The sequence below is a fragment of the Pseudonocardia broussonetiae genome, from assembly GCF_013155125.1.
Taxonomy (GTDB): Bacteria; Actinomycetota; Actinomycetes; order Mycobacteriales; family Pseudonocardiaceae; genus Pseudonocardia; species Pseudonocardia broussonetiae.
On sequence record NZ_CP053564.1, the window covers coordinates 6,243,946 to 6,261,869 of the forward strand.

A 17,924-nucleotide genomic window follows, 5' to 3' on the forward strand; every position below is an offset into this window, starting at 1 on the left:
CGGAGGCTCCCCGGTGATGGCCGGATCGGTGCCTGTAGGACCAGGGTAGCGCCGGGGCGCCAGGCGGTATTCCCGGGGCGGGGCCCGGCCGGTGCTAGCGGGCCGTCGCCGGGTGCCGCCCGGCCAGGGTGCGGCTCGGCGAGCACCAGCCGCAGGGGGTGAAACCCAGCTCGACGGCCTCGCGGGCCGGCAGCGGGATCAGCGCCGCGGCGACGAGGCTGCGGCAGCCTGCGACGTGGTAGCGCGGCTGCTCGTCGATGACGATGACCTCGTCCTCGAGGCCGGCGACGAGCGCCGCGACGGCGGCGTCGGGCTGCTCCTCGGGGAGGTCGCCGTCGGCGGAGGGCGGCGGGGCGTCGTCGGCGTCGGCGGACGACCCGGCGGCGGTGGACCCGCCCGCGGTGGAGCCAGCAGCGCTCGACCCGCCATCAGTCGACCCGCCGGCACTCGACCCACCGGCAGAAGACCCGCCGGCGGTCGACCCGCCGGCAGTGGAACCGCCCGCAGTCGCCCCACCGGCAGAAGACCCACCGGCAGTCGACCCACCCGCCGCCGCACCGACGTCGAACACCGCGGTGGCCTCGGCGACCGAGCTACCGCCGGCGGTCGACCCCGCCGGCGTCGACGGCGTGCCGGCGCCGACCGGACGCCCGGACCCCGACGACGTGGCGCCGGACCCGAAGCCCCCGTCGGCGGGACGGCCGGACTCCCGCACGGCGCGCTCCTCCGACGGGCTGGAGAACAGCGAGTCGGGGTCGGTGCCCGTGGCGGCGGCCGCGGGACCGGTCGTGCCGGACGCGACACCCGTGCCCGGGGCCTCGGACCCGACCGCGGGGGCAGCGGCGGCCACCGTCTCCTCGGCAGCGGAGGAGGAGGAGGACGACTTCTTGCCTAGCGACACGCGCTCGGCATCCGGCTCCTCGCCATCGCGGGCGGGGTCGGCAGCAGGAGGGGTGGAGACGGTGTCCCCGTCGGACGCCGACGCGTCGGCGCCCGAGTCCGGGGAAGAACGATCAGCGGCCGCCACGGTTACGGTGGGTGACGCAGAATCGCTCGATGGTGTGATCACCGAGGTAGCGCCGGACGGTCCGTCCGGAGAGCCGGACGGCTGGACGGCGGGGATCAGGACCGTCTGCTGGGCGTCCGCCTCGGGATCGAAGCGGGGGTCGACGGCCCGGGTGGGCGCGTCGAGGGGTGCCCCGGACGGCCGGATCACCGGGATCACCTCGGTGACGGGCTCGATGTCACCCCGGGGCCCGGAGGCCGCGAGCGGGCGCACCGGGGAGGACGTGGTGACGTCCTCGTGGTCTCCGGAGCCCGCACCGGTGGCCGGCTCGTCCCCGGCCTTCACGGCCGACCTGCGCTGCAGCGTGTCGTACAGCAGGACCAGGGCGGCGGCCACGCTCACGGCGACCGACACCCAGGCCCACATCACGCTGCTCGACAGGAACCCGACCAGCAGCAGGCCGAACGCGATCAGGACGAGGATCAGAACCAGCAGCAGCACTCTTCACTCCGGATGCGGCGGCGCGGTCGGTCCGCCGCGCCGCCGTGTAGGTGTACGGGTGCGTGTCTGGGTCAGCTACCCGCGTCGGCGCGCTGACCGTACCCGGTGGCCGCGTAGCCACCGTCCCGCGTGTTCCGACCGTCGGTCGGCGCAGCGGAGCCACGACCCTCCAGGTCCCTGAGCTGGGACTCCAGGTAGGTCTTGAGGCGGGTGCGGTACTCGCGCTCGAAGGTGCGGAGCTCGTCGATCTTCTTCTCGAGCACCGTCTTCTCGCGGGTGATGCTGCCGATGATCTCGTTCTGCTTGCGCTCGGCGTCGCCGACCAGCGAGGCGGCCTTGTCGCGCGACTGGCGCTCAAGGGTCTCCGCCCTGGTCCGGGCGTCGTTCAGCATCGTCTCGGCCCGCGCACGGGCGTCGTTGACGAGGCCGTCGGACTTGGTGCGGGCCTCCGAGAGCAGCTGCTCGGACTTGGTCCGGGCGTCGCTGAGCATGGAGTCGGCCTCGGACTTGGCCTCGGCGGTGAGCCGCTCCGCCATCTCCTGGGCCATGGAGAGCACCTTCGCGACCTGCACGTGGTGGTCACCGGTCGTGTCGTGCGACGGCTCGGCCATCTGCGGAGGCGGCGCCGACATGGAGCGCTGGGGCTCCATGGGCGGACGCATCGGCGGCGGCTCCACCTGGCGCTGGATCTGCTGCGTCGGTGGCGACACCGGCGCAGCCATCGCGGCAGGCGGGCGCGACCGCGCCTCCTCCAGGTCGGCCTGCGCGTTCCCGAGTCGTTGCTCGAGCTCCGAGACCTGTTCGCGCAGGTCCTCGTTCTCCTCGATCAGTCGGGCCAACTCGGCCTCGACGAGGTCGAGGAACGCGTCGACCTCGTCCTCGTTGTACCCCCTCTTCCCGATAGGGGGTTTGCTGAACGCGACGTTGTGAACGTCGGCGGGTGTCAGCGGCATCGGATCACCTCATGCAGTCCTCGGCGGCGAAACCGGGTGACTGGGGCTCACTCCGGCTACGGCTGGGCAACGCTCATCAGTATGAACACGGCCAGCAGCAGAACCATAATCGACAGGTCCAGTCCTACGCCGCCGATCCGGACGACGGGAATCACTCTCCGCAACAACTTCACGGGGGGATCGGTCGCCGTGAAGATCAGCTCCAGCGCGACGGCACTGGGCCCGACGGGCACCCACTGGCGCGCGAAGCTGCGCACGAGCTCGGCCACGATGCGGCCGATGAGCAGCAGCCAGAAGAAGAACAGCACGTAGTAGAGGACGAACTGGATCGCGAGGGGCACAGCTCAATCCTGACGGAAGACGCCGCGTTCTGCGAGCTTCCGGGCGTCGTCGGCGGAGACCTCGACGTCGGCGGGGGTGAGCAGGAACACCCGGTTCGTGACCTTGTCGATCGACCCGCGCAGGGCGAACGCCAGACCGGCCGCGAAGTCGACGAGCCGCTTGGCGTCGGCGGCGTCCAGCTCGGTCAGGTTGATGATCACCGGCTGGCCGTCGCGGTAGTGCTCGCCGATCGTGCGCGCCTCCTTGTAGCTGCGCGGCTGCAGCGTCGTGATGCGCGACAGCACGGCCGCCCCGCGGTCCCGCTGCTCGGGCACGACCTGCGGAGACGGCGGCACGGACAGCCGCACGGGCTCCCGCAGGACCGAGTCCGGGTCGACGGCCAGGGCACCGCGCACGGCCCCCGCCCCGAGCCCGGAGACGCCCCGCACGGGCTCGCGCTCGGGGGCCACCGACCGCACGGGGCGGCGGTCCCACTCGCGCTCGGCGCGGACCGGTTCCGGGCGCGCGGGGGGCTCGTCCTCCTCGTAGGAGAAGCGGTCGTCCCACCGCTCGTCGCCGTACTCACGCCCCCGGCGGGGGGCGGCGTAGCGCTCCGTCGGCTCGTCGGCGTAGTCGGCCAGTTCCTCCGCGGGAACCATCCCGAAGTAGGCCTTGAGCCGGTACATCGCGCTCATCGGCGCTCCCCTCGTTGCCACTGCCCCCGACACACCGACCGTTGGTCGCAACGGCGGCGATCACGGCGAGGTTATCCGCCGTTCCCCCACAAGGGCCGTTCCGACACGCACCACGTCCGAACCGTGACCGATGGCGACCTCGAGGTCTCCGCTCATGCCGGCGGACAGCGTCCTGGCCTGCGGAAACGCCGATCTCAGCCGCTCCGCCGCCGCAGCGACCTCGGAAAAAGCACGCTCCGTGTCCATCCCGAGCGGAGCGACGGCCATCAGACCCTCCAACCGCAGCCCGGCGCACCCGGCGACGTGTTCGGCGAGCGGCCCGAGGCCGTCGAGGGCCACTCCCCCGCGGTCCGGGTCCCCGTCGACGCTGAACTGGAGCAGTACCGGCAGAGGAGCAGAACGGTCACCGGCGTCCTGCGCGCGCCGGACGGCGGCGTCGAGCGCGTCGGCGAGCCGGACCGAGTCCAGCGACTCCACGCGGTCGGCCCAGCGGACCGCCGCACGCGCCTTATTCCGCTGCAACCCGCCGACGAGGTGCCAGCGCGCGCCCGGGTGCGTGGCGGCGACCTCCGCGACCTTCGCACCCGCCTCCTGCACCCGGTTCTCGCCGAAGGAGGTGAGGCCGAGGTCCATCAGGACCGTCACGTCCGACGCCGGCACGGTCTTGGTGACGGCGAGCAGGGTCACCTCGTCGGGCGGCCGGCCGGCCGCGGCGCACGCGGCGTCGATCCGCGCGCGGACGGCGGCGAGGCGGGCGGCGAGCTCCTCGCGCCGGCTCGTGGGCGCGCTCACCGGGACCCGTCCAGCCAGGTGATCGCCGCCTGCCGCCCGGTGGGGGCGTTGCGGCGGTGGCTGTAGAGGTCGCGGGTCTCCATGGTGCAGCGCGGGTCGCCGCCGATCCGGGCGACGCCGAGGGCGGTGAGCTGGTGGTAGAGCCCGGCGCGCAGGTCCAGGCCGGGGGTGCCCTTGCGGGTGCGCACGGCGCTGCCCGGCAGCGCGGCGTCGACCTCGGCCGCCATCGCCGCGGGCACCTCGTAGCAGCCGCCGCAGACGGCGGGCCCGAGCAGCACCTCGACGTCGCCGGTGCGGGCGCCGAGCGCCACCATCGCCTCGACGACGGCCGGCAGCACGCCCGCGGCGGCCCCGACGCGCCCGGCGTGGGCGGCGCCGACGACGCCGGCGCGGGGGTCGGCGAGCAGCACGGGGACGCAGTCGGCGGCCAGCACGGCGATCCCGACGCCGGGCAGCGCGGTGACGGCGGCGTCCGTACCGGGCACGTCGGGCGCGCCGGCGACCGGCACGGCGTCGACGGTCTCGACCCGCGTGCCGTGCACCTGCTGCAGGTAGACGACCGGCACGCCGAGCTCGCGGGAGACCCGCGCCCGGTTGGCCGCGACGGCGGCCGGGTCGTCGGCGACGCCGGTGGAGAGGTTGAAGCGGGCGAACCGGCCGGTCGACCGGCCGCCGGCGCGGGTGGTGACGACCCGCCGCACGCGGAGGCTCACGCGGTGCCTCCGGGCCGCACACAGGCCGCGGGGCCCGCACACAGGTCCGGACCTGTGTGCGAGCCCGCGGAGGTGTGTGCCGGGGATGCCGTTCCGGGCACCGTCAGCGCTTCATGAAGGGCGGCACGTCCACGTCGTCGTCGAGGTCGTCGGAGGGCGGCGGCCCGAACGACGACACCGGCCGGTGCTCCACCACGGGCGGGGCGGGCGGCGGGGTGTGCTGCGGGGCGGGCGGCGGCGTGTACACCGGCGGCTCGGGCAGGGGCTCGGTGACCGGCCGGGCCGACTCCGGGCGCCGCGGCTCCGGGAACCCGGACGGCGCCGGGGCGGGGGGCAGCGTGCCGGACTGGTGCGCGTTCGCGAACCCGTGGCCGTTGCCGCCGCCGACGCTCGATCCGGAGCTCGCGTTGCTCGGCGGCGCGACCGGCGGCGGCGGGGTGCTGCCGTTGCCGGAGGGGGCGGAGGACCCGGACGCCGACGGCGCCGTGGTCCCGCTGACGCCCGGGGCGATGACGTTCGTGCTGCGGCTGCCCGTGCCGTAGGCGGCCGGGTCGAGCTTCTTGTGCGTCGGACCGCCCGCCTCGAACCCGGCGGCGATGACCGTGACGCGGACCTCGTCGCCGAGCGAGTCGTCGATCACCGTGCCGAAGATGATGTTGGCCTCGGGGTGCGCGGCCTCCTGCACCAGCGAGGCGGCCTCGTTGATCTCGAACAGGCCGAGGTCCGAGCCGCCCGCGATGGACAGCAGGACGCCCTGGGCCCCGTCCATGGAGGCCTCCAGCAGCGGCGAGTTGATCGCCTTGCCGGCCGCCGCGACGGCGCGGCCCTCCCCGCGCGAGGACCCGATGCCCATCAGCGCGCTGCCGGCGCCGGACATGACCGACTTGACGTCGGCGAAGTCGAGGTTGATCAGGCCGGGGGTGGTGATCAGGTTCGTGATGCCCTGGACACCGGAGAGGAGCACCTCGTCGGCCGAGCGGAACGCGTCCATCAGGGAGACGCCCACGTCGCCGAGCTGCAGCAGGCGGTCGTTGGGGATGACGATGAGCGTGTCGCACTCGTTGCGCATCGACTGGATCCCCTCCTCCGCCTGGCCCGCGCGTCGGCGGCCCTCGAAGGTGAAGGGGCGGGTGACGACGCCGATCGTCAGCGCGCCGAGCTTGCGCGCGATCGAGGCGACGACGGGTGCGCCACCGGTGCCGGTGCCGCCGCCCTCCCCCGCGGTCACGAAGACCATGTCGGCCCCCTTGAGGACCTCCTCGATCTCCTCGCGGTGGTCCTCGGCGGCCTTGCGGCCGACCTCGGGGTTGGCGCCGGCGCCGAGGCCGCGGGTCAGCTCGCGGCCGATGTCGAGCTTGACGTCGGCGTCGGACATGAGCAGGGCCTGCGCGTCGGTGTTCACCGCGATGAACTCGACGCCCTTGAGGCCGACCTCGATCATGCGGTTGACGGCGTTGACCCCGCCGCCACCGATGCCGACGACCTTGATCACGGCCAGGTAGTTGTGCGGGGGCGTCATGCGCGGTCCCTTCCTACAAGTGGGGCCGGGGGAGGATCCTGATCCGACGGGTCGAACGCTAGGTCGGATACCCCCGCCCGGTCCAGCAGGCGCGCCGCACGACGGCAACCCCCCGACCGGGTCCATCTCTCCGTGGTCAGGAGCGCACGGTGGGTAGTTCCGGACTGGCGACGTCGTACACGCGGCCCGGTTGCGTGAGCAGCGGGACCAGCACGCCGGCCTTGCGGGCCGACTCCTCGACCGGTCCCCAGCGCACCTGGCGGTCGTCGGTGAGGCCCAGGGTGACCTGCGGCACGCCCCCGCCGACGGAGACGTCGACGGTGAGGACCTGCGCACGGACGTCCTCGGGCAGCGCGGCGAGCACGTCGAGGGCGGCGCGGGTGGAGGGGTCGTCGGGCCCGACGGCGCCGAACGTGAGCTGCGGCAGACCGGGCGCCACCGGCGCGGGGTAGACGACACCGGCGGCGTCGACGGGGCGCGGGCCCTGCGGCGTCCGCGCCACGGCGACGGCGGTCCGCTCGGTGATCGCGACGGTGACGGTGTGCGGCCAGCTCCGCCCGACCTCGACGGACCCGATCCCGGGCAGCTGCGCGACGCGCTCGGCGATCCCGGCCGTGTCGACGCCCGCCAGCGGCTGCCCCACCACGACCGCGGCGGCGGCGAGCACCTCGTCCTGCGGCACGGCGACCGCGCCGGTGACCTCGACGCCCTCGACGTCGAGCAGGCCCAGGTCGTAGACCAGGACGCGGACGCCGACGGCCAGCCCCGCCAGCAGGACGAGCAGGGCGACGACCAGGGCGACCCGCCGGCGCCGGCGGTGCACCGGCGACGGCTCGGGCCGGGGCGCGCGCGGCGCGTCGGGGGCGGGCCTGGTCCGGGTGGACCTGGCCCGGGGGCGGGTGCCGTCGGCGGCGGGACGGGCCGGGCGGTCCGTCCGCCGGGGCCGCTGCTCCCGGCCACCGGGCTCGGCAGCGGCCGAGGCGGCCCGCGCCCGGCCGGTCGGCCGCGCTCCCCCGCCCGCCGCACCGCGCCGGGCCACGGCCTCGCCGACGGTCTCCCGCCGCCGCGCCGGGCCCTCGGACGGGGTGCGGCCGGGGCTCACGGACGGCGCTCGAGCTCGAGCAGGACCTCCGGCCCGAGGACGGTGACGTCACCCGCGCCCATCGTGATCACCAGGTCGCCGGGGCGGGCGATCCCGGCGACGACGCCCGGCACGTCCGACCAGCCCGGCACGAACCGCACGTGCTCGGCCGGCAGCGGCACGGCGTCGGCGACGAGCGCACCGGTGACGCCGGGCTCGGGGTCCTCGCGGGCGCCGAACACGTCGAGCACGACGACCTCGTCGGCCAGGGCCAGCGCGCGGCCGAAGTCGGCGGCGAACTCGCGGGTGCGGGAGTACAGGTGCGGCTGGAACGCGACGACCACCCGCCCGGAGCCGCCCACGACGTCCCGGGCCGCCCGCAGCTGCGCCGCCACCTTGCTCGGGTGGTGGGCGTAGTCGTCGTACACGGCGACGCCGTCGGCGCGGCCCTTGAACTCGAAGCGGCGGCGGACGCCGTCGAACGCCGCGAGGCCCGCGAGCAGGACCTCGGCCGGCGCCCCCAGCTCGATGCCCGCGAGCAGCGCGCCCAGCGCGTTGAGCGCCATGTGCTCGCCGGGCACGCCCAGGCGCAGCCGGTGCTCGGTGCCGGCCAGGCGCAGCACGACGCGGGCGCCGGCGCCGTCGGGCCGGAAGTCGACCAGCTCGGCGTCGACGGGGCCGTGGCCGTAGCGGCGCACCCGGATCCCGCGCGACTCCGCGAGCCGGGCCAGGTCGGCCGCGCCGGGGTCGTCGGCGCAGGCCACCAGCGTGCCGCCGGGGGTGATGCGGCCGAGGAACTCGCCGAACGCGTCGACGTAGGCCTGCGGGGTGCCGTAGTGGTCGAGGTGGTCGGCCTCGACGTTCGTGACGACCGCGACGGTCGGGCTGAACGCCAGGAACGAGGCGTCGCTCTCGTCGGCCTCGGCGACGAACACGTCGCCGGTGCCCTCGTGCGCCCCCGACCCCGACGACGCGAGGTCGCCGCCGATCGCGAACGACGGGTCGAGCCCGGCGTGCTGCAGCGCGACGGTGAGCATCGAGGTGGTGGAGGTCTTGCCCGCGGTGCCGGTGACGCAGGCGAGCAGGCGCCCGGTGGTCAGCGCGGCGAGGGCCTGGGCGCGGTGCGCGACCTCCAGGCCGCGCTCGCGGGCCGCGGCGAGCTCGGGGTTGGACTCCCGGATCGCCGACGACACGACGACGGTGGCCGGGGCCTGCGGCAGGTGCGCGGGGTCGTGCCCGACCTCGACCCGCGCGCCCAGTGCCCGCAGGGCCAGCACGATCCGCGAGTCCTTGGCGTCGGACCCGGAGACCTCGGCGCCGCGGGCCAGCAGGATGCGGGCGATGCCGCTCATCCCGGCGCCGCCGATGCCGATCAGGTGGACGCGGTCGCGCAGGACCACGGGCTCGGTGGGTGTCATGCCCGCGCCACCTCCAGGACGACCCGGGCGAGCCGCTCGTCGGCGTCGGCGTGGCCGGACGCGCGCGCCGCCGCCCCCATCGCGGCCAGCCGGGCGGGGTCGGTGAGCAGCGGCAGCAGCTCGGTGAGGACGCGGTCGCCGGTGAGCTCGTCGTCGGGCACGAGGATCCCGCCCCCGGCCGCGACGACCGGGCCGGCGTTGAGCGCCTGCTCGCCGTTGCCGTGCGGGAGCGGCACGTAGACCGCCGGCAGGCCGACGGCCGACACCTCGGCCACGGTCATCGCCCCGGCGCGCCCGAGGACGGCGTCGGCGGCGGCGTAGGCCAGGTGCATGTCGTCGATGTAGGGCAGCGGGACGTACCCGGGTGCGGGCGGGGCCGCGGTGCCGCCGCGGCCGTGGGCGTGCAGGACCGACACCCGGGCGTCGAGCAGGCCGGGCAGGGCCGCGGCGACGGCCGTGTTGAGCGTCCGCGCGCCCTGGCTGCCGCCGAAGACGAGCAGCACCGGGCCGTCGGCGGGCAGGCCGTACTTCCGGCGGGCCTCGGCGCGCAGGCCCGCGCGGTCGAGCTGGGTGACGGCGCGGCGCAGCGGGATCCCGAGCACCTGCGCGCCGGGCAGCCCCGACCCCGGGACGGCCGCGACCACCCGCGCCGCGAACCGCGCGCCGACCTTGTTGGCCAGCCCGGCGCGGGCGTTCGCCTCGTGCACGACGATCGGGACGCGCCCGCGGGCGCCGAGGTAGGCGGGCAGGGCGACGTAGCCGCCGAAGCCGACCACGACATCGGCGTCGACCTCGGCCAGCACCTGCCGCACCCGCTTCACCGCACCCCGGACGCGGCCGGGCAGCTTGAGCAGGTCGGCACTGGGCCTGCGCGGGAGCGGGACCGGCGGGATCAGCTCCAGCGGGTAGCCGCGGGCCGGCACGAGCGTGGTGTCCAGGCCCCGCTCGGTGCCCAGTGCCGTGACCCGCGCGTCGGGGTGCAGCCGTCGCACGGCGTCGGCGAGGGCGAGGGCGGGCTCGATGTGCCCGGCGCTCCCCCCGCCCGCGACGACGACCGACAGCGCTCTCATCGGACCCTGGCCGACGCGCGGGTGACCGGCGCCCGGTAGGGCTCCGGCGGCGGGAGCAGCAGCATGCGGGCCACGCGGCCCTGGCCCGAGCGGCGGAGGACGGCGACCGCCTCCGGCTCGTGCCGGGCGGCGTTGGCGAGGACGCCGAACACGAACATGGTGACCACGAGCGAGGTGCCTCCGGACGAGATCAGCGGGAGCTGCAGCCCGGTCACCGGCAGCAGCCCCACGACGTAACCGATGTTGATGGCGGCCTGGGCGACCAGCCAGGTCGTCGACGTCGCGACGACGATGCGCAGCCACGGGTCGGTGGTGCGCGAGGCGATCCGGAACCCGGTGTAGGCCAACGTGGCGAACAGCGCGAGCACCGAGAACGCCCCGACGAACCCCAGCTCCTCGCCGATGATCGCGAAGATGAAGTCGTTGTGGGCGTTGGGCAGGTAGCTCCACTTGGCGCGCCCCTGGCCCAGCCCGACGCCGAACAGCCCGCCGTCGGCGAGCGAGTACAGGGCCTGCCGGGCCTGGAAGCCCGCGGCCTGGGTGTCGCTGCTGTCGAGGAACGAGGTGATCCGGGCCAGCCGGTAGGGCGCGGCGATGCCCAGGACGAGCGCGCCGCCCGCGGCGCCGGCGAGCAGCGCCCCCATCAGGCGCAGCGGGGCGCCCGCGAAGAACAGCAGGGAGACGAGCACGACGCCGAGCGTGATCGTCATGCCGAGGTCGGGCTGCAGCACGAGCAGCAGGCACAGCAGCAGCGCCACCGGCACGACCGGCGAGAGCGCGTACTTCCAGCGGTGCATGACGGCGCGGCGGGCGACGAGGACGTGCGCCCCCCACAGCGTCAGCGCCACCTTGACGGCCTCCGACGGCTGGATCGTGAAGGAGCTGCCGACCGCGATCCACGCCTTCGAGCCGCTGCGCTCGGTGCCGAACAGCAGCACCGCGACGAGCGCGACGACCCCGATCACGAGGGCCGCGGGCGCCAGCGCGCGCAGCCGGCGTGGGGAGATCCGCAGGCCCAGCCAGAACAGCGCGACGCCCGGGACGCAGAACAGCAGCTGGCGGTAGAAGACGTCGTAGGACGACCCGTCGCTGACCAGCGACTCCACCGACGACGCCGACAGCACCATGACCAGCCCGAACAGCGTGAGCAGGCCGAAGACGCCGAGCACGAGGTGCAGCGAGGTCAGCGGGCGCGCGAGCCACTGGCCCAGCGCGGTGCCGGTCCGGCCGACGGCCTGGCGGACCGCGCCCGGCCGTGCGGCCGGCGTGCGGGGGGTGCGGGTGCTCACGCGCGGACCCCTCCGGAGCGGGCCGGGTCGGCCAGCGCCGAGACGGCGTCGGCGAAGGCCTGCCCCCGGGCCGCGTAGTCGCGGAACTGGTCCATCGACGCGGCCGCGGGCGCCAGCAGGACGACGTCCCCGGGCTCGGCGAGAGCGGCGGCACGGCGCACGGCGGACGGCATGGGCCCATCGTCGCCCGCGACCACCTCGCTCACGGGGACCTCGGGCGCGTGTCGCGCGAGCGCCGCGAGGATCTCCGAGCGGTCGGCGCCGATCACCACGGCGCCGCGCAGGCGGCCCGCGTGGCGGGCCACGAGGTCGTCGACCGACGCCCCCTTGAGCAGCCCGCCGGCGATCCAGACGACCCGCCCGGCGGTGACCGCGGCCAGCGAGGCCGACGCCGCGTGCGGGTTGGTGGCCTTGGAGTCGTCGACGTAGGTGACGCCGTCGACGACCCCGACGCGCTCGGCCCGGTGGCGCCCCGGGCGGAACCCGGCGAGCCCCGCGCGCACGGCCCCGGGCCCGACTCCGTGGGCGCGGGCCAGCGCGGCGGCGGCGAGGGCGTCGGTGACGCCGGGGGGGCCGCCGGGCTCGACGTCCGACGCCGGGAGCAGGGCCACCTCGTCGCCGAAGGCCCGGTCCACCAGCGTCCCGTCGACGACGCCGAGCTGCCCGGGAGCCGGCTCCCCCAGCGTCACGCCGACCCGCACCGGGGCGGGCGCGGCGGCCAGCAGCCCGGCGGCGCGGACGTCGTCGACCCCGGCGACCGCGACGGCGCCCAGCAGCGCCCGCGCCTTCGCGGCGGCGTAGGCGTCCATGGAGCCGTGCCAGTCGAGGTGGTCCTCGGCGACGTTGAGCACGCAGCCGGCGGCCGGGACGATCGAGGGCGACCAGTGCAGCTGGAAGCTCGACAGCTCCACGGCGAGCACGCGGTGCCCGGCGCGGACGGCGTCGACGGCCGGGTAGCCGATGTTGCCGCAGGCCACGGCGTCGAGGCCGGCGCCCTGCAGGACCGCCTCCAGCATGCCGGTGGTCGTGGTCTTGCCGTTGGTGCCGGTGACGACGAGCCAGGCGGGCGGCTCCGCGCGGGCCGCGCCGAGCCACCAGGCCAGCTCGGTCTCCCCCACGACGGGCACGCCGAGGCCCGTGATCGGGTGGTCGGGACGCCGCCCCGGACCGGTGACGACCAGCACGGTGCCGTCGGGCAGCGCGTCCTCCGACCCCGCGACGGCGCCGTCGGGCAGGTCGGTGAGCCGCTCGGGCACGGCGTCGGTGACGGTGACGCGCGCGCCCAGCTCCAGCAGCGCGCGGGCGGCGGCCAGCCCGGAGATCCCGGCCCCCGCGACGACGACGGGCGCGCCGCGCAGGTCGTCGAGCTCCATCAGGCCCCCGCGCTCGCCGTCAGCCACTCGCTGTAGAACAGGCCCAGCCCGAGCGCCGCGCACATCGCCGCGAGCAGCCAGAAACGGATGATGACCGTGGTCTCCGCCCAGCCGGCGAGCTCGAAGTGGTGGTGGAACGGCGCCATCCGGAACAGCCGCCGCCGGGTCGTCCGGAAGATCACGATCTGCAGGGCCACCGACAGCGCCTCGACCACGAACACCCCGCCGATGACGACGAGCAGCAGCTCCGTGCGCGTCACCATCGACAGCCCGGCGATCAGCCCGCCCAGCGCCAGCGAGCCCGTGTCGCCCATGAAGATGCGGGCGGGAGCGGCGTTCCACCACAGGAACCCGATGCAGGCGCCCATCGCGGCGGCGGCGACGAGGCCGACGTCGAGGGGGTCGCGCACCTGGTAGCAGCCGGCGGCGGCGTCGATCGCGCACGCGTTGCGGAACTGCCAGAACGCGATGATCACGTACGTGGCGAGCACCATCGCCGACGTGCCGGCGGCGAGCCCGTCGAGGCCGTCGGTGAGGTTCACCGCGTTCGACCAGGCCGCGATCACCAGGTAGCCGAACAGCACGAAGCCGATCGCGCCGAAGCTGAGCACGGTGATGTCGCGGACGAATGACAGGCTGGTCGACGCGGGCGTCAGGCCGTCGCCGTTGGCGAAGCGGACCGCCAGGACCCCGAACACGACGGCCGTGAGGAACTGGCCGACGAGCTTGGAGGTCTTGTTCAGCCCGAGGTTGCGCTTGCGGCGCAGCTTGAGGAAGTCGTCGAGGAAGCCGACGGCGCCCAGCGCGGTGGTGAGGAACAGCACGAGCAGCGCCGAGAGCGTGATCGGCTCGCTCGTGAACAGGTGCGAGAGCAGGTAGCCCAGCCAGATCGCGATGAGGATCGCGACGCCGCCCATGGTCGGCGTGCCGCGCTTGGCCTGGTGGCTCGACGGCCCCTCGGCCCGGATCTCCTGCCCGAACCCCTGCCGCGCGAAGAAGCGGATCAGGTAGGGCGTGAGCAGGATCGACACCGCGAGCGCCACGCCCGCGGCGATGAAGACGCCTCTCACCGTGCTCCCTCCATCCGCGACGGGTCGGTCAGCGCGGCGGCGAGGCGTTCCAGGCCCGCCGCCCGGGAGGCCTTGACCAGCACCACGTCGCCGGGGCGCAGCTCGGCGTCGAGCAGGGCCAGTGCGGCGTCGACGTCGGGCACCTCGCGCCCCGCCCCGTACTCCGGGGCGCCCACGGCCACGACCTGGTCGATGCCGAGCTCGCGCGCCACGGCCGCGACCTGCGCGTGCGCGGCGTCGGACCCCTCGCCCAGCTCGCCGATCCGCCCGAGCACCGCCCACGTCCGGCGGCCGGTGCCGATCGAGGCCAGCGCCGAGAGCGCGGCGCGCATCGACTCCGGGTTGGCGTTGTAGGCGTCGTTGACGACGGTGACGCCGTCGGGGCGCTCGGTGAGCTCCATCCGCCAGCGCGACGCGGGCTCGGCCGTGCTCAGCGCCCGCGCGACGCCGTCGGGGGTGCCCCCCAGCTCCAGCGCGACGGCCGCGGCCGACAGCGCGTTGGCGACGTGGTGCTCGCCGACCAGGCGCAGCGCCACCGCGGCCGACCCGCCCGGCGCGACGAGGGTGAACCGCGCCCGCCCGGCGTCGACGTGGACGTCCTCGGCCCGCACGTGCGCGTTGGGGTGGCGCCCGGTGAGCACGACGCGGGCGGCGGTGCGGATGCCCATCGCGGCGACGGCGGGGTCGTCGGCGTTGAGCACGGCCACCCCGTCCTCGGGCAGGGCCTCGACCAGCTCGCCCTTGGCCTGCGCGATCGCCGCGGGCGAGCCGAACTCGCCCAGGTGCGCGCTGCCCACGTTGAGCACCACGCCGATCCGGGGCGGCACGGCCGCGGCCAGCGCGGCGATGTGGCCGGCGCCGCGGGCGGAGAACTCCAGCACCAGGTGGCGGGTGCCGGCGCCGGCGCGCAGGGCGGTCCAGGGCAGGCCGAGCTCGTTGTTGAACGACCCGGGCGGGGCGACGGTCTCCCCCAGCGGCGCCAGCACGGCGGCGAGGAGGTCCTTCGTCGACGTCTTGCCGGAGCTGCCGGTGACGCCGACGACCGTGCAGCCCGGCAGCCGCGCCACCGAGGCGCCGGCGAGTCGGGCCAGCGCGGCCAGGACGGCGGCGCCGTGGCCGTCGGGGTCGGTGGCGGCCAGGTAGCTGCCGGTCGCGCGGTCGGGCACCGGCGGCGCGATCACCGCGGGGGCGTCGACCTCGCGCCCGGCGAGCACGCCGACGGCGCCCGCGGCCAGCGCCGCGCCCGCGTAGTCGTGCCCGTCGACCCGCTCGCCCGGCAGCGCCACGAACAGCCCGCCGGCGGCCAGCGCCCGGGTGTCGAACTCCACGGCGGTGACGACCTCGTCGCCGGTGGCGCGGTGCAGGCGCCCGCCCGTGACCGCGGCGACCTCGGCCAGCGTGATCGGCAGCATCAGCGCACCCCGGCCGCGGACAGCGCGGAGGCGAGCTCCGCGGCGTCGTCGAAGGGGTGCTTGACCCCGTGGATCTCCTGGCCGGTCTCGTGCCCCTTGCCCGCGACGACCACGGCGTCGCCGGGCTGCGCGGCGGCCACGGCGGCGGCGATGGCGGCGCGGCGGTCGCCGATCTCGACGACGTCCCCCCGGCCGGGCTCGGCGAGCGCCCCGGCCAGCATCGCGGCGCGGATCTCCGCCGGGTCCTCGGTGCGCGGGTTGTCGTCGGTGACGACGAGCAGCGCGGAGCGGGCCGCGGCGGCCGCGCCCATCAGCGGGCGCTTGCCGCGGTCGCGGTCGCCCCCGCAGCCCAGGACGGTGATGATCCGGCCGTGCACCTCGTCGCGCAGGGCGTCGAGGAGGGCGGCGACGGCGGCGGGCTTGTGGGCGTAGTCGACGACGGCGAGGAACGGCTGCCCGGCGTCGACGCGCTGCATCCGGCCCGGCACCGCCACCCCGGCCAGCCCGGCGGCCGCGACCTCGACGGGCACCCCGGCGGCGTCCAGGACGGCCAGCGCGACCAGCGCGTTGGCCACGTTGAACGCCCCGGGCAGCAGCAGCTTCGCGGGCACCGCGCGCCCGTGCGGGGTGAGGACCGTGAACGTCTGCGAGCCGTCCTGGCCGGTCACGGCGTCGACCGCGCGCCAGTCGGCGGGCTCCCCGGTGCTGCTCACGGTGACCACGCCCGGCGTGCGGGCGGCGAGCCGCCGCCCCCAGCCGTCGTCGACGCACACGACGGCGTGCTGGGCCCAGTGGTCGAACAGCGTGGCCTTGGCCTCGAAGTACTCCTCCATGTCGCGGTGGAAGTCGAGGTGGTCCTGGGAGAGGTTGGTGAAGGCGCCGACGGTGAACCGGGTGCCGCCGACCCGCCCCAGCGCGAGGGCGTGGCTCGACACCTCCATCGCCACGTCGGTGACGCCGGCCTGCACCATCTGCGCGAACAGCGCCTGCAGGTCGGGCGCCTCGGGCGTGGTGAACGAGCTGGGGAGGCGCTGCGCGCCGATCCGGGTGCCGATCGTGCCGATCAGGCCGGTCGGGCGGCCGGCGGCGGCCAGCCCCGTCTCGACGAGGTGGGTCACGGTGGTCTTGCCGCTGGTGCCGGTGACGCCCAGGACCGACAGCGCCGCCGTCGGGTCGCCGTAGACGAGCGAGGACGCGGAGCCCAGGACGTCGCGGGGGCGGGGGTGGACGAGCAGCGGCACGCCGGCCAGCGCGGGCCGGGTGGCGCCCTCGGGGTCGGTGAGGACGGCGACGGCACCGGCGGTGAGCGCCGCGCCGGCGAAGTCGGCGCCGTGGGCGCGGGAGCCGGGCAGGGCGGCGAACAGGTCGCCCGGGCGGACGTCCGAGGCCCGCAGCGTCGCGCCGGTGACGGCGGTCCCGGGACCGGGCGGCGCCACCCCGATCCGCGCCGCGACCGCGCGCAGGTCCACCGGCGGCAGAGCCCGTGGTCGGGTCGGCGCCTCGGGGGACGCGCTCGGGTACGACACGTCGGGGAGGCTACCGGCGGGCGTGATCGCGCCCGCCCGCGCACCGGGGCGCGTCGGCGCGGGCCCGGGCCGCCCACCGCAGCAGCCCCACCGGTGGTCGTGGGCGTGGCGGACACTCTCGCTGCGTGGGCCGCCGGTCGACCGGTGATCGACGACGGCCCCCGCCCGGCCGACCCGCGGCGGCCGATCGGGTGAGGGCGGGGGCGGCGAGGGGTGGACCCGCCCACCCGGCCCGGTCACCGCCCCCCGCCCCGCCGACCGCCGATGCCCGTGTCGTCCCCGCGCGTTCCCGCCCGCCTCCCGAACCCACCGCCCTCCCCCGCACGCCGCCTCCCGCACGCCGCCGCCTCTCCGCACGCCGCCGCCTCCCGCGCACGCCGCCGCCTCCCGCGCGCGTTCCCGGTTGCCGCGCGCTTTCCGGCTCCTGCTGCGTCCCGGGGCCGCCGTCCGCGACGCCCCGGGACGTGCGGGGCCTCCTACCGGCACCTCTCCTGCTCGTGCACGCCCTGGGGGCGCCAGCGCCTCCTCCCGCGCGCGTTCCCGGTTGCCGCGCGCGCTTCCGGCTCCCGCGGCGTCCCGGGGCCGCGCGGGAGCAGGGAACGCGCGCGGGAGGCCCAGGGGCGCGTGGTCCAGCTCAGGCCGCCGCAGCTCGGCGGACCGACCACTTCTGCCCAGCGGCCATACGACCCCGGTGCGCTTGCCGACCGCCGATGCCCCACGCGTCCCGGCGACGCCGCCGCTCCCGCGCGCACACCCGGTTGCCGCGCGCGTTTCCAGCTCCCGCGCGGCCCCGGGAGCGCGCAGGAGCAGGGAACGCGCGCGGGAGGCTGGGAGGTGCGCACCCGGCTCGATGCGCCGGGGGCAGCACCTGCGCGCGCAGGACGCCCCCTCCCCGGCCTCACGCGGCCCCGGTGCCCCGCCGACGCCCCGCTCGAACCGGCGACGCCGCCGCTCCCGCGCGCACACCCGGTTGCCGCGCGCGTTCCCGGCTCCCGCGCGGCCCCGGGAGCGCGCAGGAGCACGGAACGCGCGCGGGAGGCTGGGAGGTGCGCACCCGGCTCGATGCTCCGGGGGCAGCACCTGCGCGCAGCAGGACGTCCCATCCCCGGCGTCACGCGGCCCCGGTGCCCCGCCGATGCCCCACCCGTCCCGGCGACGCCGCCGCTCCCGCGCACGCACCCGGTT

15 protein-coding genes are annotated in these 17,924 nt (G+C 76.4%); all 15 read right to left on the minus strand.

Annotated features, from left to right (window positions below; translation table 11 throughout):
• Window positions 1-94: 94 nt before the first annotated feature.
• A complete protein-coding gene (locus HOP40_RS30300) occupies window positions 95-1,507 on the minus strand; it encodes a hypothetical protein (protein WP_172165450.1) in 1,413 nt (470 codons plus the stop codon).
• 71 nt (window positions 1,508-1,578) lie between these two features.
• Complete coding sequence (wag31, locus tag HOP40_RS30305; protein WP_172165453.1) at window positions 1,579-2,460, minus strand: DivIVA-like cell division protein Wag31; 882 nt, start codon at window positions 2,458-2,460, stop codon at window positions 1,579-1,581.
• A gap of 56 nt (window positions 2,461-2,516) precedes the next feature.
• On the minus strand, window positions 2,517-2,801 hold the full coding sequence (locus tag HOP40_RS30310) for a YggT family protein (RefSeq protein WP_172165456.1): 285 nt from the start codon (window positions 2,799-2,801) through the stop codon (window positions 2,517-2,519).
• 3 nt (window positions 2,802-2,804) lie between these two features.
• A complete protein-coding gene (locus tag HOP40_RS30315) occupies window positions 2,805-3,476 on the minus strand; it encodes a cell division protein SepF (protein WP_172165459.1) in 672 nt (223 codons plus the stop codon).
• Between the two features lie 60 nt (window positions 3,477-3,536).
• Entirely contained in the window at window positions 3,537-4,268 is a 732-nt protein-coding gene (locus tag HOP40_RS30320; RefSeq protein WP_172165462.1) for a YggS family pyridoxal phosphate-dependent enzyme, read from the minus strand.
• Window positions 4,265-4,981, minus strand: a complete 717-nt coding sequence (gene pgeF / locus HOP40_RS30325) for a peptidoglycan editing factor PgeF (protein ID WP_172165465.1) — start codon at window positions 4,979-4,981, stop codon at window positions 4,265-4,267. Before pgeF ends, HOP40_RS30320 begins: the two co-directional genes overlap by 4 nt.
• Before the next feature lie 103 nt (window positions 4,982-5,084).
• Window positions 5,085-6,500 carry a cell division protein FtsZ gene (gene ftsZ / locus HOP40_RS30330; RefSeq protein WP_172165468.1) on the minus strand — a complete coding sequence of 472 codons (1,416 nt, stop codon included), beginning with the start codon at window positions 6,498-6,500 and terminating at the stop codon, window positions 5,085-5,087.
• Window positions 6,501-6,636: 136 nt separating this feature from the next.
• Window positions 6,637-7,602: a cell division protein FtsQ/DivIB gene (locus HOP40_RS30335; protein ID WP_172165471.1), complete on the minus strand. Its 966-nt coding sequence runs from the start codon at window positions 7,600-7,602 to the stop codon at window positions 6,637-6,639.
• Complete coding sequence (murC, locus tag HOP40_RS30340; RefSeq protein WP_172165474.1) at window positions 7,599-8,999, minus strand: UDP-N-acetylmuramate--L-alanine ligase; 1,401 nt, start codon at window positions 8,997-8,999, stop codon at window positions 7,599-7,601. Before murC ends, HOP40_RS30335 begins: the two co-directional genes overlap by 4 nt.
• On the minus strand, window positions 8,996-10,069 hold the full coding sequence (gene murG / locus HOP40_RS30345) for an undecaprenyldiphospho-muramoylpentapeptide beta-N-acetylglucosaminyltransferase (protein WP_172165478.1): 1,074 nt from the start codon (window positions 10,067-10,069) through the stop codon (window positions 8,996-8,998). Before murG ends, murC begins: the two co-directional genes overlap by 4 nt.
• Entirely contained in the window at window positions 10,066-11,358 is a 1,293-nt protein-coding gene (gene ftsW / locus HOP40_RS30350; RefSeq protein WP_172165482.1) for a putative lipid II flippase FtsW, read from the minus strand. Before ftsW ends, murG begins: the two co-directional genes overlap by 4 nt.
• Window positions 11,355-12,731, minus strand: a complete 1,377-nt coding sequence (gene murD, locus HOP40_RS30355) for a UDP-N-acetylmuramoyl-L-alanine--D-glutamate ligase (protein WP_172169511.1) — start codon at window positions 12,729-12,731, stop codon at window positions 11,355-11,357. The genes ftsW and murD overlap by 4 nt, the downstream gene beginning before the upstream one ends.
• A complete protein-coding gene (gene mraY, locus HOP40_RS30360) occupies window positions 12,731-13,801 on the minus strand; it encodes a phospho-N-acetylmuramoyl-pentapeptide-transferase (protein ID WP_172165485.1) in 1,071 nt (356 codons plus the stop codon). Before mraY ends, murD begins: the two co-directional genes overlap by 1 nt.
• Window positions 13,798-15,213, minus strand: a complete 1,416-nt coding sequence (locus HOP40_RS30365; RefSeq protein ID WP_172165488.1) for a UDP-N-acetylmuramoyl-tripeptide--D-alanyl-D-alanine ligase — start codon at window positions 15,211-15,213, stop codon at window positions 13,798-13,800. The genes mraY and HOP40_RS30365 overlap by 4 nt, the downstream gene beginning before the upstream one ends.
• Window positions 15,213-16,739: a UDP-N-acetylmuramoyl-L-alanyl-D-glutamate--2,6-diaminopimelate ligase gene (locus tag HOP40_RS30370; protein ID WP_205346973.1), complete on the minus strand. Its 1,527-nt coding sequence runs from the start codon at window positions 16,737-16,739 to the stop codon at window positions 15,213-15,215. Before HOP40_RS30370 ends, HOP40_RS30365 begins: the two co-directional genes overlap by 1 nt.
• Between the last annotated feature and the right edge of the window lie 1,185 nt (window positions 16,740-17,924).

Coding starts and splice junctions, on each gene's coding strand:
- wag31 (WP_172165453.1), bottom strand. CDS start 2,460: ATGCCGCTGACACCCGCCGACGTTCACAACGTCGCGTTCAGCAAACCC.
- HOP40_RS30315 (WP_172165459.1), bottom strand. CDS start 3,476: ATGAGCGCGATGTACCGGCTCAAGGCCTACTTCGGGATGGTTCCCGCG.
- ftsZ (WP_172165468.1), bottom strand. CDS start 6,500: ATGACGCCCCCGCACAACTACCTGGCCGTGATCAAGGTCGTCGGCATC.
- murC (WP_172165474.1), bottom strand. CDS start 8,999: ATGACACCCACCGAGCCCGTGGTCCTGCGCGACCGCGTCCACCTGATC.
- murG (WP_172165478.1), bottom strand. CDS start 10,069: ATGAGAGCGCTGTCGGTCGTCGTCGCGGGCGGGGGGAGCGCCGGGCAC.
- murD (WP_172169511.1), bottom strand. CDS start 12,731: ATGGAGCTCGACGACCTGCGCGGCGCGCCCGTCGTCGTCGCGGGGGCC.
- HOP40_RS30365 (WP_172165488.1), bottom strand. CDS start 15,213: ATGCTGCCGATCACGCTGGCCGAGGTCGCCGCGGTCACGGGCGGGCGC.